This is a genomic window from Lonsdalea quercina (genome assembly GCF_900107885.1).
Classification (GTDB): Bacteria; Pseudomonadota; Gammaproteobacteria; order Enterobacterales; family Enterobacteriaceae; genus Lonsdalea; species Lonsdalea quercina.
The window spans coordinates 135955-151418 of record NZ_FNQS01000001.1; the positions used below are offsets into that span (position 1 = coordinate 135955).

Annotated in this window: 13 protein-coding genes; 12 read left to right on the forward strand and 1 reads right to left on the reverse strand. The window is 59.2% G+C overall.

Annotated elements, in window-relative coordinates; genetic code table 11:
* Positions 1 to 21: 21 nt before the first annotated feature.
* From BLU64_RS00645 to BLU64_RS00695, 11 genes are all read left to right on the forward strand, one after another.
* Entirely contained in the window at positions 22 to 738 is a 717-nt protein-coding gene (locus BLU64_RS00645; RefSeq protein WP_074727658.1) for a DUF554 domain-containing protein, read from the forward strand.
* A gap of 56 nt (positions 739 to 794) precedes the next feature.
* Positions 795 to 1226 carry a pyridoxamine 5'-phosphate oxidase family protein gene (locus BLU64_RS00650; RefSeq protein WP_026743098.1) on the forward strand — a complete coding sequence of 144 codons (432 nt, stop codon included), beginning with the start codon at positions 795 to 797 and terminating at the stop codon, positions 1224 to 1226.
* 55 nt (positions 1227 to 1281) lie between these two features.
* Positions 1282 to 1848 carry an isopentenyl-diphosphate Delta-isomerase gene (gene idi, locus BLU64_RS00655; protein ID WP_074727659.1) on the forward strand — a complete coding sequence of 189 codons (567 nt, stop codon included), beginning with the start codon at positions 1282 to 1284 and terminating at the stop codon, positions 1846 to 1848.
* A 250-nt stretch (positions 1849 to 2098) separates the two neighbouring features.
* Positions 2099 to 2620, forward strand: a complete 522-nt coding sequence (locus tag BLU64_RS00660) for a PadR family transcriptional regulator (protein ID WP_157755378.1) — start codon at positions 2099 to 2101, stop codon at positions 2618 to 2620.
* A 47-nt stretch (positions 2621 to 2667) separates the two neighbouring features.
* Positions 2668 to 3318, forward strand: coding sequence for an O-methyltransferase (locus tag BLU64_RS00665; RefSeq protein ID WP_026743100.1), 651 nt, complete (start codon positions 2668 to 2670; stop codon positions 3316 to 3318).
* Positions 3319 to 3417: 99 nt separating this feature from the next.
* Positions 3418 to 4539 (forward strand): efflux RND transporter periplasmic adaptor subunit, encoded by a 1122-nt coding sequence (locus BLU64_RS00670; RefSeq protein WP_026743101.1) that lies wholly within the window; start codon positions 3418 to 3420, stop codon positions 4537 to 4539.
* Positions 4539 to 7646 carry an efflux RND transporter permease subunit gene (locus BLU64_RS00675; protein ID WP_083351051.1) on the forward strand — a complete coding sequence of 1036 codons (3108 nt, stop codon included), beginning with the start codon at positions 4539 to 4541 and terminating at the stop codon, positions 7644 to 7646. Before BLU64_RS00670 ends, BLU64_RS00675 begins: the two co-directional genes overlap by 1 nt.
* A gap of 3 nt (positions 7647 to 7649) precedes the next feature.
* Complete coding sequence (locus BLU64_RS00680) at positions 7650 to 9041, forward strand: efflux transporter outer membrane subunit (protein WP_074727663.1); 1392 nt, start codon at positions 7650 to 7652, stop codon at positions 9039 to 9041.
* Between the two features lie 90 nt (positions 9042 to 9131).
* Positions 9132 to 9920 carry a siderophore-interacting protein gene (locus tag BLU64_RS00685; protein WP_175527792.1) on the forward strand — a complete coding sequence of 263 codons (789 nt, stop codon included), beginning with the start codon at positions 9132 to 9134 and terminating at the stop codon, positions 9918 to 9920.
* 280 nt (positions 9921 to 10200) lie between these two features.
* Positions 10201 to 11916 (forward strand): tannase/feruloyl esterase family alpha/beta hydrolase, encoded by a 1716-nt coding sequence (locus tag BLU64_RS00690; RefSeq protein ID WP_074727665.1) that lies wholly within the window; start codon positions 10201 to 10203, stop codon positions 11914 to 11916.
* 371 nt (positions 11917 to 12287) lie between these two features.
* Complete coding sequence (locus BLU64_RS00695) at positions 12288 to 12968, forward strand: DUF3313 domain-containing protein (RefSeq protein WP_026743106.1); 681 nt, start codon at positions 12288 to 12290, stop codon at positions 12966 to 12968.
* 575 nt (positions 12969 to 13543) lie between these two features.
* Here BLU64_RS00695 and BLU64_RS00700 read toward each other — a convergent pair.
* Positions 13544 to 14272, reverse strand: a complete 729-nt coding sequence (locus tag BLU64_RS00700; RefSeq protein WP_026743107.1) for an IclR family transcriptional regulator — start codon at positions 14270 to 14272, stop codon at positions 13544 to 13546.
* 201 nt (positions 14273 to 14473) lie between these two features.
* Here BLU64_RS00700 and BLU64_RS00705 point away from each other — a divergent pair, with 201 nt between their 5' ends.
* Positions 14474 to 15421, forward strand: a complete 948-nt coding sequence (locus BLU64_RS00705) for an aliphatic sulfonate ABC transporter substrate-binding protein (RefSeq protein WP_074727667.1) — start codon at positions 14474 to 14476, stop codon at positions 15419 to 15421.
* Positions 15422 to 15464: the final 43 nt, after the last annotated feature.

Here is a 15464-nt window from a genome sequence, read left to right on the forward strand (position 1 = left end):
ACCATAACAAGGATAACGAAAATGCTAATCGGACCTTATGTGAACGGAGCGGCTATCGTGATAGGCGGCCTGCTCGGCGCGCTGATCAGCACGCGGCTCCCTGAGAGAATAAGAACCGCGTTGCCCCTGACGTTCGGCCTCTGCTCCATGGGCCTCGGGATCATGCTGATCATCAAGGTGAAGTTCATGCCCGCCGTCGTGCTGGCGATGATCCTCGGCGCCATTGTGGGCGAACTGTTGTACATCGAAAAGGGCATCGGTAAGGCGGCCGGCACCACTCGCGGGCTTATTGACCGCGTCTTCCCGGCGGTTGAAGGCGTCACGCATACCGAGTTTACGGATAAATTCGTGGCGATCCTGGTCCTGTTCTGCGCCAGCGGCACCGGGATTTTCGGCGCGATGCACGAAGGCATGACCGGCGACCCGTCGATTCTGTATATCAAAACGGCGCTGGATCTGTTTACCTCGGCGATCTTCGCGACGCTGTTGGGGTATGCTGTCATTACCATCGCCGTTCCGCAGCTGCTCATCCAGCTGGGATTGGCGATGCTGGCGGCCATGATCCTGCCGCTGACGACCCCCGATATGATGGCGGACTTCTCCGCCGCGGGCGGGCTGATCATGCTGGCCACCGGGTTGAGAATTTGCGGTATCAAGCCATTTCCCGTCGCCAACATGCTGCCGGGACTGTTCCTGGTGATGCCGCTCTCCCATTTGTGGTCGACCTACGTCGCCTGACGTCAGGCCCGCAGGCCCGGTGCCGATAACCGGGTCCACACACTAAGAGGCGAAAGATGCAACCATTACCGGCCCCCGCCGCCGACTTTATCGCAAGCCACCACGTGTTATCGCTGACCACGCTGGACGAAGACGGGCTGTGGAGCGCCAGCTGTTTCTATGCCTTCGATGCCGACAATGCCAGTTTGATCGTTCTTTCCAGCAGCAGCACGCGCCACGGCGGCGCCATGGCGACCGGGAGCCGGATCAGCGGCACCATCAGCGGTCAGCCCGAGAAAATCCGCGACATCCGCGGCATTCAATATCTGGCGACCGTCAGTAAGCTGGACGGGGCCGAACGTCGCGACGCGCTCAGCCTCTACGTTGCCCGCCATCCCATCGCGCGCCTGAAACCCCTCACGGAAGTGTGGCGGCTGAAGCTGCATACGATAAAGTTCACCGACAATGCTACCCTGTTCGGCGCCAAGGAGCATTGGACGCGGGAATGACCGCGCCGCCTGACCGCCGACAGCATGAATATTTGAAGAAGTCTCGAGGAAGCCCATGACAAGCCCACCACTGGAACACGTCGTACTGTTAGATGCCGACAGAAACCCCATCGGTACGATGGATAAAAGCGTGGTACATAGCGATAAAACGCCCCTGCATTTGGCTTTTTCCAGCTATTTATTCTCACCCGCAGGCCAGTTTCTGACCACTCGCCGCGCGTTGTGCAAGAAGGCCTGGCCGGGCGTCTGGACGAATTCGGTCTGCGGTCACCCCCAATTGGATGAAAAAATGGAGGCGGCAGTCCGTCGTCGCTGCCGCTACGAGCTGGGCGCAGACGTCGATCGGATCACGCTGGCGGACGACGAGTTCAGCTACTGCGTCACCAGCGCCTCCGGCATTATGGAAAACGAATATTGTCCGGTGTTTACGGCAGTGATCACCAGCGACTTGTCGCCGCGTGACGATGAGGTGCTCGACTATCGCTGGGTCGATCTTCCTGATCTCATCGATGCCGCCGCCAAAACCCCGTGGGCATTCAGTCCGTGGATGGTGCAACAGCTCGCCATTCCCGCGCTACAACGTCGGCTCAGGTCATTCGCCGCTATGCTGACCGCACGCTAAAAACTCGCCCGGCGGCGGTCAGACGGGGTCTCAAGTGACCGCCGCCAACGTGCTCACCGTGCGTCAGATCCCGTATTGCCGCACTCCGGGCGGTGTATGGAAATAATCTGAAATATATAAAAACGCGCTGCTATCACTTCATTACGCTCTTCTGCCACGGGATGCATTGACGGCCATTTTCGCCAAGATATATCTTAGACGGACATCAGAAACGGAATGATTCTCACACCCAACGGCCATGAAAAAGTCATTGTCTTACGCCGATGCCACGCCCGGAGGGACCGGTACTCGACCTCCACAGCGATCTTCGCGACGGGCGAAGGTCTTCAATCGGCATGAGCTGTTTCTGCTAATTTTATATTTGATCCGCATCAACCCGACACACGGCTACGAAATCATCCGTTCGGTGGAGGACTACTCTCAGGGGGCTTATATCCCCAGTCCGGGTGTCATCTATCCCCTGTTATCGTCACTGGAGTCCGAAGGGCTGGCGGCAGGGCATGAGAAGAACGGTAAGAAGCAGTTCGCCATCACGCTGCGGGGCAGGAAATATCTTGATAAGCAAAATGATGATTTGCTGACAGCGCTCGCCAAGTTAAAAGCGCTGGTTCTAACTCATAATCCCCGGCGGGTTCCGGATATCGATGATGCGATTGAAAACTTGAAGGCTTGTATAAGAAAAAAACTCCATCGTGGGAACCTGAATTCAGAACAAGTTAAACACCTAAGGGATGCCATTGATGCCGCGGCACGGGCGATTGACGCACTTTGACGTCGCCATGCCGCTTTTCACTAAATGACTGATACAGGCTTATACGTATGACACCGGAACCTACCCACCCCATCAATACGATCAACGATGCCCAAATTCTTGCCGTCATTGACAAACTGAACCGCGAGCGCCGATTCCCCGCCAGAGGAACCTCGCCCGAAACCCTGGCCGACCACCCCGACGACTTCATCGACTGCGGGTTTTCCATCCATCCCACGCAAGGCGAGCTGATCTATCTCCTCTGCCGTTCTCTGCGTGCGACGCGGGTGGTCGACTTCGCCACCTCCGTCGGGATGTCCGCACTCTACTTCGCGGCCGCGCTTAAAGATAACGGTGGCGGCAAGGTCATCGGTTCCGAGCTAGTGCCGGAAAAAGCGGCCATCGCCCGACGTAATCTGGCCGAAGCCGGACTGGCTGACTACGCGGATATCCGCGTCGGGGACGCCAGAGAAACGTTGCAAAACCTGGGCGGCGAAGTCGACTTCGCGCTGATCGATGGATGGCCCTCCAGAAACGGGACGTCGTTGGCGCGCGATGTCATCGCCCTCGTCGCGCCGCAGCTGCGCATTGGCGGCATGGTGCTTAACGACAACGCCGAGCCGGACTTTCTCGACTATATCCACGCGCCGGAAAACGGTTTTATCTCCGTCAGCTTGCCGATCAAGGGCACTACGGAGCTGGCGCTGAAGGTACGTTGACGACCGCGGCGCCGACACGGCGCCAACCATGAAAAAATGCTTCTCTTGTTACGACTTAACCAGTCACCGACTTTATCTCGCCGAATACGGGGAAATGTTATGCAGTTACGCATGCTATGTCTTTTAACCTTGATTGGTCTTAGCGGTTGCGACGACCGTAGCGCGAAAACGGACGACGTCGGGCCGACCGAGGTCGGCGTCGTGACGCTAAAACCCACGACCTTTACGTTGGAAAGTGAATTGACCGGCCGCACCGCCGCTACGCTGACATCTGACGTCATTCCCCAGGTCGGCGGTATAATTCAAAAGCGCCTGTTTACCGAAGGCGATGAAGTGAAAGCCGGTCAGCCGCTGTATCAGATAGACCCGTCCAGCTACAAAGCCACCTACGACCAAGCCGCCGCCGCGCTGCAAAGCGCCAAGGCGCTGGTGCTGTCTGACTGCCTGAAAGCGAAGCGCTACGCGGGACTGGTGAAAGAACAGGGCGTGTCGCAGCAGGATGCGGACGATGCGCTTTCCACCTGTGAGCAGGACAAGGCCAGCGTGCTGGAGAAAAACGCCGCGCTGGAAAGCGCCCGTATCAATCTGCAATGGACGACCGTCACCGCGCCTATCGCCGGCCGCATCGGGATTTCCAGCGTCACGCCGGGGGCGCTGGTCACCGCCCAACAGTCCACCGCACTGACGACGATCCGCGCGCTGGACACCATGTATCTCGATCTGTCCCGCTCCAGCGCCGACCTGTTGCGCTTACGCAAGCAGGCGCTGGCCACCAATAGCGATACGCTAAATGTCACCCTGACGCTGGAAGACGGCACGGTTTATCCGCACAAAGGCCGTCTGGAATTGACGGAAGTCGCCGTCGACGAATCCACCGGCTCCGTCACGCTGCGTTCCGTGTTCCCCAACCCCGACCATGTATTGCTCCCCGGTATGTTTGTCCGAGCCAAAGTCGACGAGGGCGTGATACAGAACGCGATACTGGCCCCGCAACAGGGCATTACGCGCGACGTGAAAGGCAACGCCACCGCGCTGGTGGTCACGAGCGGCAACAAGGTGGAACGCCGCAGCGTCGTCACGGCGGAAGCCACCGGCAGCAACTGGTTAATAACAAACGGCTTACAGAGCGGCGATCGGCTTCTGGTCGAAGGCAGCGACAAAGTGGCCGCAGGCAATACCGTTAAACCGGTCGAAGTTCAGCTGACGGGAGGCGCAGACTGATGTTCTCCCGTTTCTTTGTGCGACGCCCGGTTTTCGCCTGGGTGATCGCAATACTCATCATGATGGCGGGGCTAATGTCGATCCGCACGTTGCCGGTCGCACAGTATCCCGACGTCGCGCCGCCTTCCGTGCGCATCAAGGCCACCTACACCGGGGCTTCCGCGCAAACGCTGGAAAACAGCGTCACCCAGATCATCGAACAGCAGCTGACCGGGCTGGATAACCTGCTTTATTTCACCTCCACCAGCAGCTCAGACGGCGAAGTCGACATTCAGGTGACCTTTGCACAGGGCACCAATGCCGATACCGCTCAGGTTCAGGTTCAGAACAAAGTGCAGCAGGCGGAGTCGAGACTGCCCTCCGAGGTCCAGTCGTCCGGGATCACCGTGACCAAGTCCCAGTCCAACTTCCTGCTGATCATGGCGCTGTATGACAAGACCGACAAAGCCACCAGCTCGGATATCGCCGACTGGCTGGTGAGCAACATGCAAGATCCGCTGGCGCGTGTCAGCGGCGTCGGCAGCCTGCGAGTGTTCGGTTCCGAATACGCCATTCGCATCTGGATGGACCCCAACAAGCTGGCGTCCTATAGCCTGATGCCTTCCGACGTCGAGTCGGCGATCGAGGCGCAGAATATCCAGCTGTCGGCCGGGAAAATCGGTGCGGAACCCTCCTCAGCCGACCAGCAGTTGACGGCGACGGTACGCGCGCAGTCGCGCCTGCAAACGCCGGAACAGTTCCGCAATATCATCGTGAAAAGCGGATCCAACGGCGCCGTGGTGCATATCGGCGACGTCGCCCGCGTCGAAATGGGCAGCGAAGATTACACATCCTCCTCCCGACTTAACGGCCATCCCTCCGCCGGGATCGCGGTCATGCTGGCGCCGGGCGCCAACGCGCTCGACACCGCAGAGCTGGTCAAGGCCAAGATCAACGAATACAGCCACAGCATGCCTGAGGGCTACGCGGTCGCTTACCCGAAAGACAGCACCGACTTCATCAAGATCTCCGTCGAGGATGTGGTCAAAACGCTGGTCGAAGCCATCGTGCTGGTCATCATCGTCATGTATCTGTTCTTGCAGAATCTGCGGGCGACGCTAATCCCCGCCCTCGCCGTGCCGGTCGTCCTGCTGGGAACCTTCGGCGTTCTGGCGCTGTTCGGCTACTCGATCAACACCCTCACGCTGTTCGCCATGGTGCTGGCTATCGGGCTGCTGGTGGATGACGCCATCGTGGTGGTGGAAAACGTCGAGCGTATCATGCGCGACGAGGGGCTACCCGCCCGCGCGGCCACCGAAAAATCGATGGGCGAAATCTCCGGCGCGCTGGTCGCCATCGCGCTGGTGCTCTCCGCCGTCTTCCTGCCGATGACCTTCTTCGGTGGTTCGACCGGCGTTATTTACCGTCAGTTCTCCGTCACCATCATCTCCGCCATGATGCTGTCCGTGGTGGTCGCGCTGACGCTGACGCCCGCCCTGTGCGGGCTGTTGCTGAAACACAGCAAACCCCATAAGAAGGGCTTTTTCGGCGGCTTCAACCGGTTTTACGCCCGCACGCAAAAAGGCTACAGCCATCGTGTGGTCTCCGCGCTGCGCCGCCCGCTGGTGATGTTGATCGCATTCGCCGCCATCGTCGCACTGATGATCCTGTTCCTGTGGCGGCTGCCCAGCAGCTTCCTGCCGAACGAGGATCAGGGGCAGATTATGGTGCAGTACACCCTGCCGGCGGGGGCGACGGTTAACCGGACCAACGCCGTCAACAAGCGCATCACGGACTGGTTCCTCACAGAGGAAAAGGACAACATCGGCGTCATCTATACCATCACCGGCTTTAACTTCAGCGGTAGCGGGCAGAACGCGGGTATGGCATTTGTCGCGCTGAAAAACTGGGACCAACGCCCCGGTTCGAACAATACCGCACAGGCGATCGCCAACCGGGCGATGAAAGCGCTGTCCACCGAACGTGACGCCCGCATCTTCGCCTCCACGCCTCCATCGGTGCAGGGGATGGGCCAGACCAACGGCTTTACCTTTGAACTGTTGGCCGACGGCAGCACCGAACGCGCAAAACTGATGGAACTGCGCAGCCAACTGCTGAAACAGGCGGGCGCCAGCCCGGAACTGCAGTCGGTCCGCGCCAACGATCTGCCGCAGATGCCGCAGCTACAGGTCGATATCGACAACAACAAAGCCGTGGCGCTGGGACTGTCGCTGAGCGACGTGACGGACACGCTGAGCAGCGCGTGGGGCGGAACCTACGTCAACGACTTCATCGACCGGGGTCGGGTCAAGAAAGTTTATATCCAGGCCGACAGCCCATTCCGCTCCAAACCGTCGGATTTGAATCAGTGGTATGTCCGCGGCAGCGACGACAGCATGGCGCCGTTCTCCGCCTTCGCCTCGACGAGCTGGACCTACGGCCCGGAGACCCTGACCCGATATAACGGTTCCGCCTCGTTCGAAATCACCGGGGAAAACGCTGACGGCGTCAGCTCCGGCGATGCGATGAATAAAATCGAAGCCATCGCCTCACAGCTGCCCTCCGGCTCGACCTGGGCATGGAGCGGACTTTCACTGCAAGAAAAACTGGCGAGCGGTCAGGCATTGGGTCTGTACGCTATCTCCATCATGGTGGTGTTCCTGTGCCTGGCGGCGCTGTATGAAAGCTGGTCGGTGCCGTTCTCCGTCATCCTGATCATTCCGCTCGGGATCTGCGGCGCGGCGCTGGCCGCCCTGCTGCGTGGCTTGAGCAATGACGTTTACTTCCAGGTGGCGCTGTTGACCACCATCGGGCTGTCGTCAAAGAACGCCATCTTGATTGTGGAGTTTGCGGAGTTGGCGGTGCGGCAAGGCAGCACGCTCAGCGCTGCGGTACTCTCGGCGGCCAAAACGCGTCTGCGGCCGATTATCATGACCTCCATGGCGTTCATCGCCGGGGTTATTCCGCTGGCGATAGCCACCGGGGCCGGCGCGAACAGCCGCATCGCTATTGGTACCGGGATTATTGGCGGAACGCTGACGGCCACGCTGCTGGCGATCTTCTTCGTGCCGTTGTTCTTCGTGCTGGTGAGACATTATTTCACCCGCCGCCATGACGTTCAGGAGTAAGACATGTTTTCTCGAATCACGCTTCTCTCGCTGTCGCTACTGCTGACCGGCTGTATTTCTCTGGACCCGGACTATCAGCGCCCCGCGGCGCCGGTGCCCACCACCTGGCCGGGCGCCGCGGCGCAGAGCGATCAGACCGGCGCGGTATTGACCGACTGGCAGCACGTCATGAACGACACTCGTCTCAAAACGGTGGTGGAACGCGCGCTGGCCAGCAACCGCGACCTGCAGAAAGCCATCGCCGATATTGAAGCCGCCAAAGCGCTTTACGGCGAAGAGCGCGCCAGCCTGTTCCCGACGCTGAACGCAGAGCTGAGTCATACCCGGAGTCGGACGGTCGACTCCGGCGTCAGCGGAAGCAGCGAAGCGCAGGGCGCGGTCAGCAGTTTTGAAATCGACCTGTTCGGTCGTAACCGCAGCCTCTCCCGGGCGGCCAGGGAAACCTGGCTGGCCAGCGAGGCCACGGCGCAGAATACCCGCCTGACGCTGATCGGCGAAACCACTACGGCGTGGATCACGCTGGCGGCGGACAAAAGCAATTTGCAGCTCGCCAAAGAGACCATGGAGAGCGCGGCCAACTCCCTGCGTATCACGGAACGCCGCATGGCGGCGGGCGTCGCGGCGGCAACCGACGTCAGCGATGCAATGACCGTCTATCAGTCCGCGCGCGCCAGCGTCGCCAGCTACCAGACGCTGGTCGCGCAGGATATCAATGCGCTGAACCTGCTGGTGGGGGAAACGGTGCCGGAGAACCTGCAGCCCGCGCCGCTTGACCAGCTCAGCGACAGCGCGATCGCGCTGGTGCCGGCCGGCGTCTCCTCCGAGGTCCTGCTGCGCCGCCCGGACGTGCTGGAAGCGGAATACAGTCTGAAGAGCGCCAACGCGGATATCGGCGCCGCCCGCGCCAACTTCTTCCCGACCGTCTCGCTGACCGCCAGCGCGGGCGTCGGCAGCAACTCGCTGTCCAACCTGTTCAGCCACGGGGCCAATATTTGGTCGTTCGCCCCGAGCGTGACCCTGCCGCTGTTCACCGGAGGCAGCAATCTGGCGCAATTGAGATATGCTGAGGCGGAGAAAAAAGGGTTGATTGCGGACTACGAGAAAGCGATTCAAAGCGCCTTTAAAGACGTGGCGGACGCATTGGCGCGTCGCGAGACGCTGGCAGAGCAGCTCGACGCTCAGCAGCAGTACGTGGCGGCGGCCCAGCGCAGCTTCACGCTGGCTCAACGCAGCTATCAATCCGGCGTCGGCGATTACCTCAATGTTCTGACGGCTCAGCGCACGCTCTGGTCATCACAGCTTGAGCTGATCGCGCTGCGTCAGACCGACTTTGATAATCGCATCACCCTCTGGCAATCGCTGGGGGGCGGCGTCAGCTCAACGACGGAAAAGTAACACCCACGACGGCGGCGGTTGTCGCCGGATCCGTTCATGGCCGGACATTTTGTCCGGCCTGTGCATAATGACTTGAACACGGGGTACATCATGACGACTGAATCTTCTCAATCCAGGCAGCCCACCCGTATACGTCTGCCGCTGGTATTTCGTACCTTAACGGTGAAAACCACCTCTCGCCTCCCCGGCCCATTCCAGCGCATCGTCTTCACCGGCGACGATCTCGACGGTTTTCGCAGTCCGGGATTCGATGACCATGTGAAGCTGTTTTTCCCCGACCGTGAAACCGGCGAACTTCATCTACCCAAGAATGGTCCGGATGGCCCGATCTGGGGCGACGTGCGTCCGGCTAACCGTGATTACACGCCGTACCATTTCGATGCGCTCGCGCGTGAACTCACCATCGACTTCTATCTGCACGCCAGCGGCGTCGCCTCCGACTGGGCCAACGCGGCCAAAGCAGGTGACGTTATCGGCATGGGCGGACCGCGCGGCTCTATTCAGATCCCGGCGGATTACGCCTGGCAGGTGTTGATCTGCGATGAAACCGGGATCCCTGCGCTCCTGCGTCGACTTCAGGAACTGCCGGACACCACGCGCGGCGCGATAGTCATCGAAAGCGGAAGCGAGGACGAACGTCCGGCCATTCCGGTTAAAAGCGGTATGACGCTGGAATGGATCGCTCGGGACGGCAACGACGATGCCCAGAAATTGATTGCGGCCGTGGATCGCCTGACATTCCCCACCGACGACTACTTCGTCTGGGCGACCGGCGAGAACCACAAGATATTCACGCTGAAAACCTATCTGACCGGCTCTCTGGGACTGGACGAAGACTACGTTCGCGCAGTGGCCTATTGGAAACGCGGGGCCGAGTAGTCGCGCTCCCCTTTCCGCCGCAGTCGGGGCGCGAGTGCGGAACGATCGGCGATGATGCCGCCACTAACGGCAACACGCCGATATGAATGACAGAATTTGGTTCTAGAAACAGCGTCAGCCACCGCTTGACGATGGCGGCAAAGCTGTCAGGCCGCCCAAGTATGATGGCGCCACACCCGGCTTCGTTCGCGGAGCCGCTGGCGCCCTCATGTACGTTAAACCCGGTTTGGCGAATTTTCGCGCCGGTTTAAGGATAAATCATGACAAACAAGGATAATTTATGCGAATAGCATCCCCTCTACTCTGGCTTCTGGCCTCGGTGTCCCTGTCAGGGATCGCCACGACGGCCCAGGCGGAACAGCACCCACGAGTCAATCAAACCTCTCTCGTCAAACAAGCCGTGTCCTGCGCCTCGCTAGCGAAAGTGGATCTCACCGACATCGGTGGTCAAGGAAGCCGTATCACCGCGACAAGCGAGTCTACCTCCAATGGAGAGACCCACTGCGTCGTCGACGGCGTGCTCGCCCCCGCCATCCAGTTCAAGGTTTTGCTGCCCACCACCACCTGGACTCAACGTTTCCTGCAGCTCGGCTGCGGAGGTTTGTGCGGTCGTATCAGCCTGGATGTCGGCGCGGCGGCAGGCTGTGCGCCGCTGAATGCGAGCGGCTTTACGGTCGCAACCACCAATATGGGTCATGAGTCGACGGAGACGAATTTCGGCGATGATGATCAGAAGCGGCGTGACTTCGCCTACCGAGGTGTGCATCTGACCGCGGTCACGGCGAAAAAGCTGATGAGTGTGTTTTATGGACGTTCGCCATCCTACTCCTACTTCAGCGGCTGTTCCGACGGCGGTCGTGAGGCGCTGATGGAAGCGCAGCGCTACCCTGAGGACTTCAACGGCATTATCGCCGGGGCCGCAGCCATGAACTTCCAGGTGCAGAACAGCATGTATCACGCCTGGCAGGCGCTGAGCAATAGGGATGCGGACAACAAAGCGATCATCGTTGCCGCCGATTTGCCGCTCATCCACAAAGCCGTCATTGCGCAGTGCGATGCGTTGGACGGACAAACAGACGGGCTGATTTCAGACCCAATGAACTGCCATTTCAATCCATCCGTATTGCAGTGCAAAAAGGGGGAAAGCAATAGTTCGGGCACCTGCCTCAGCGTCACGCAGGTGAACACGCTGCGTAAACTCTACGCCGGGCCACGCGCGCGGGTGACCGGAGAAAAAATGACCGTGGGTGGTCCGCAGCCGGGTTCCGAACTCTCCTGGGCCGGCGTCTTCGTTCCGCAGAATGCCAACGACACCCCCAGCAGCGCGACCATCGCGTTGGAAGCGCTGAAAAACATCATCTTTGAAAAAAATCCGGGGTCAGATTACACGCTCAAAGATCTGAGCTTCACCACGGAGACGTTCGCAGAGCTGCACGCATTGCATCCGTTGAATGACGCCACCAACCCAGACCTGTCTGACTTCAAAGCCGCAGGCGGCAAACTGATTATCTGGCATGGCTGGTCCGATCCCCACATCAGCCCGCTCAACAGCATCGCTTACCATGAAGCCCTGGGGAAAACCCTGGGCGCCGTTCAACGCAACGCGTTCGAACGCCTCTATCTGCTGCCGGGTCTCTACCACTGCTCAGGCGGTGACGGCCCGAGTTTAGTGGATTTTCTGACGCCGATGTTGAACTGGGTCGAACAGGGCGTCGCGCCGGGTAGCGTTGTGACCTGGCAGGCGGCACAAGAAGAAACCAGCGGCTTCGGTCAGCCGACACAGGGCGATAACACGCAGAGCGCGCTGAAGCTGGAAACGATCTCGTCCACTGCGGCGTCACGTCCGGTATTTCCTTACCCGTATTACGCGGTCTACAGCGGTCAGGGGGATGAAAACGTCGCTTCCAGCTATGTGAGCAAACCCATCAGCCCGCTGCCGACGTCATTTCGCTGGCTCGGGAAAACATTTTATACGCCTTACCCACCGATGCAGTAATCTGCTTTAGTCCCTACCCCTACGGAGGCTTCCCGACTGGCCGCCTCCGTAGGGCCTCACCGCCCCTCTCGTCTAATATACCTTCATCTCAACGTCGCTAGACCTCGCCTGCCCTCACTAATATTCAATCATCGTGATCATGTCTGCATATTTTTGCTAACAAAACTGAACCGATATGTACATTTTATTGACAACCTATTCGCACCGATCAAAACTGAACCGTACGGTACGCTTTTGGCGCGGCACACCACCGGTCTTTATTGACGACGGCCCGGTCACTCAAGGCGACTGAACTCAAAATGCGTTAACACGGCGTCTCCCGCACGACGCTTTCCGACCGACATTGGTGATCTTTTTAGAAGGTTTTACGAATGAGCATATTGACCCAGGTAGTCCGTTCCTCTGCAATGATCGTCGCCATCGCCTTAGCCGGTTGCGCCGGCACCCAACCCGCCCGCTACGCCGGGATTGAGTCCTCCTCTCAATGGCAGCCCAATACCGGTGCTGAGTCCGACCGTATTCCTTTCCGCTACGCCGCGCCGGTGGACTGGACGAAGTACACCCACGTTATTCTCGACCCCGTCACCGTTTATCCGGGCAACGACAATCAGTTTGGCGATATGGATCCGAACGATCGCCTGGCACTGGCGAAATACATGCAGGATCGCTTTAGTGAAAGCCTGAGATCGCGTTTCACCGAAACCAAAACGCCAACACCTGCGGCCATCAGAATCAAACTGACGCTGACAGGGGCGGAAACCACCACGCAGGTAGTGGGGACGGTGACTAAATTCGATCTCGCAGGCGGCCCCTACAATATTGTGCAAGCCCTTCGCGGTAAGGAAGGCATGCTCAGCGGGTCCGTCAGTTATGCGGTAGAAATTTACGACGCCGCCAGCAATCGCCTGCTTAACGCCTACGTCGCCAAGCAGTACCCGAACGCGATGAACGTGGGCGCCACCATCGGCTCACTCAGCGCGGCGGAAGTCGGCATCAATAAAGGGGCCGATGAACTGGTCGACATGCTGAAGTCCCCCGCGCCGGCGGAGTAAGACGCGGATGGCGGCGTTTCGTCCGGTGGAGAAAACCATGACACGCAATTGCAACAGGCGAAACCGAGCGGTTCATCATGCATGACGCTCAACCCCTGATAACGTCACTGACAGGCGCCCAACGATGAAAATACCACGCTTAATTATGTGCCTCGCAGCGATGCTCCTGCTGAACGGGTGTATCGTTGTCGGCGGTCACCCGCGGGATCATCATTCGCGTCCGCACTATGACGCCCCTCGTTCCTATGACGTTCGCGATCATCATCGCGGGCGTGATGATCGCTAAGACAGGCAAGCGCGGGCGGCGCTGAACTGGCCACCCGCCTGTCCTTTGCTGTTTTTTACTCACCATGTCGAAGCCGCAGAAACCCTTTCATCTAGCCGGACAATCGGCGAGATGCCCGACATTATCGACCATCATCAAACTGGCGGCACGTCCCGGATCTCATACTCGTGTCTGAGCGGGTTACCTTATTGGAGGGGGAATGGAGTTAGATATGAAGAAAAATTCTGGTCATTGTCTCTCTGTGAGCAAGTGACAATGCCAGAAGCGGAAGCGACTCATCTCGACGAAATTAGTCGAGTTTTTTCGTATTGACGAACTTTTCCTGCAGCATGCGATGGACAAGATCTTGCAGCGCGGAAGCCGACCACCGACAGGCCGGACCGCTCATCCCCAGTGCCGCGGCAACGCGTCCTTGTTTATACAGCGGTATGGCCACGCAGCACAGGCCCGGCTCTACCTGTTCCAGATCGAGCGCAAAGCCCTGCGCGGCGATCGTCTTCAGCTCCGCGCCCAACGACGCGGACACTTTCCCCGCTCGCCGCAGACTACGCACCAATCCGACATCGTTGGCCAGAAGGATTTTACCGATGGCGGAGGTGGTCAATCCCTCGCGATTGCCGCAGGGACAACTCGCCCGCAGTACGCTGCCATCACATTCGACGGAATCGATACAGAGATACTCGCTTGTCCCGCACGGGACGGCCAGGTAACAGGTTTCGCCGCTAATCTCGGCGAAGCGCCGCAGTACCGGCCCGAACGTGGCGCGCAATGCGGTATCTTCATCGGTCAGCGGCTGCGCCAGTTCACGCAGACGCAAGCCCAGCGCATAACGCGTGCCGTTACGGGTAACATAGCCCATCGCCGCCAGCGTATTCAGCAAGCCGTGCAGCGTACTTTTGTTCAATCCCAGCTGTGTCGTCAGGTCGACGAGACGGGATTCCCCTCCAGCCTCGGCAATCGCTTCGAGTAACGCCATTGCTCGCTCAACAGACTGGATCTTTCGGTTATCGTCGATCATCCTTTCCCTCTCAAACCGCGACTGCGGCAATCCGTCACTTAAAGATAGAGTCTCGAAAGATAACATCGTAGTTCGTTGATGTCGCACACCCGACGAGCCGTTAAAACTAATAGGAATATTAAAAAATATTTCATTATTTTAAGGTAATAAATTCTCTCTGATAAGGTTTTTGCTTAATTTGCCTTAAGAGACGACGCCACCATGAAACCCTCCCTACGTCATACCGCTCTCGCGCTGCTGTTGGCGGGGCTGTCCGCCTCTGCGGTCGCCGCGTCCCAGCCTGAAGCCATCAACATTGGTTATCAGAAAGCCAACATTTTCGCCCTGCTGAAATACCGAGGAACGCTGGATGAAAAATTTAAACAGCAGGGCATTCAGGTGCGCTGGATCGAGTTTCCCGCCGGGCCGCAGATGCTGGAGGGATTGAACGTCGGCAGTATCGATCTGGCGGCGACTGGCGATGCGCCGCCCGCCTTTGCGCAAGCGGCGCAGGCCGATCTGATTTATCTGGCGCACTCGCCCGCCAATCCAAAAACGGAAGCCATCGTCGTGCCGGGCGACTCCCCCATCAAAACGGTGGCGGATCTCAAAGGGAAGCGCGTGGCGTTGAACAAAGGCTCGGACGTCAATTACCTGCTGGTGAAAGCGCTGGAAGAAGCCGGTCTGAGCTATCGCGATATTACGCCGGTCTACCTGACGCCGAGCGATGCGCGCGCGGCGTTTCAGCGCGGCGCGGTGGACGCCTGGGTGATCTGGGACCCGTTCCTGGCCGAGGTGGAGAGCAATGCGGGCGCCAGACAAATTCGCAATGCGGAGGGGTTGGTGCCGCACTACACGTTCTACCTCGCCAGCCGGAAGTTCGCCGAAACCTGGCCGCAGACGGCGGAACAGGTCATCAACGAACTGGCGTCGCTCAGCCAATGGGCTAACGCTAACCCGACCGATGCCGCCGCCATCCTGTCTCAGTCGACCGGCCTGGATCGCGCCATCTGGAGCAAAGCGCTGGCAAGAATGCCTTACGGCGCCGAGCGGATGACGCCGGACGTTTTCAGCCAGCAACAGGCGCTGGCGGACAAATTCACGCAGATCGGACTGTTGCCGACGAAGGTTAACGTAACCAGCGCCACTTGGTCATTGGATAAACAGTGATGAGTCCCACTGACCATAAAAAGGCGGGCGCTCAGGCCCGCCT

Excerpts from the sequence above, each read along its gene's own strand:
- BLU64_RS00645 (WP_074727658.1), top strand. The coding sequence starts at position 22 with ATGCTAATCGGACCTTATGTGAACGGAGCGGCTATCGTGATAGGCGGC.
- BLU64_RS00650 (WP_026743098.1), top strand. The coding sequence starts at position 795 with ATGCAACCATTACCGGCCCCCGCCGCCGACTTTATCGCAAGCCACCAC.
- idi (WP_074727659.1), top strand. The coding sequence starts at position 1,282 with ATGACAAGCCCACCACTGGAACACGTCGTACTGTTAGATGCCGACAGA.
- BLU64_RS00665 (WP_026743100.1), top strand. The coding sequence starts at position 2,668 with ATGACACCGGAACCTACCCACCCCATCAATACGATCAACGATGCCCAA.
- BLU64_RS00670 (WP_026743101.1), top strand. The coding sequence starts at position 3,418 with ATGCAGTTACGCATGCTATGTCTTTTAACCTTGATTGGTCTTAGCGGT.
- BLU64_RS00675 (WP_083351051.1), top strand. The coding sequence starts at position 4,539 with ATGTTCTCCCGTTTCTTTGTGCGACGCCCGGTTTTCGCCTGGGTGATC.
- BLU64_RS00680 (WP_074727663.1), top strand. The coding sequence starts at position 7,650 with ATGTTTTCTCGAATCACGCTTCTCTCGCTGTCGCTACTGCTGACCGGC.
- BLU64_RS00685 (WP_175527792.1), top strand. The coding sequence starts at position 9,132 with ATGACGACTGAATCTTCTCAATCCAGGCAGCCCACCCGTATACGTCTG.
- BLU64_RS00690 (WP_074727665.1), top strand. The coding sequence starts at position 10,201 with ATGCGAATAGCATCCCCTCTACTCTGGCTTCTGGCCTCGGTGTCCCTG.
- BLU64_RS00695 (WP_026743106.1), top strand. The coding sequence starts at position 12,288 with ATGAGCATATTGACCCAGGTAGTCCGTTCCTCTGCAATGATCGTCGCC.
- BLU64_RS00700 (WP_026743107.1), bottom strand. The coding sequence starts at position 14,272 with ATGATCGACGATAACCGAAAGATCCAGTCTGTTGAGCGAGCAATGGCG.
- BLU64_RS00705 (WP_074727667.1), top strand. The coding sequence starts at position 14,474 with ATGAAACCCTCCCTACGTCATACCGCTCTCGCGCTGCTGTTGGCGGGG.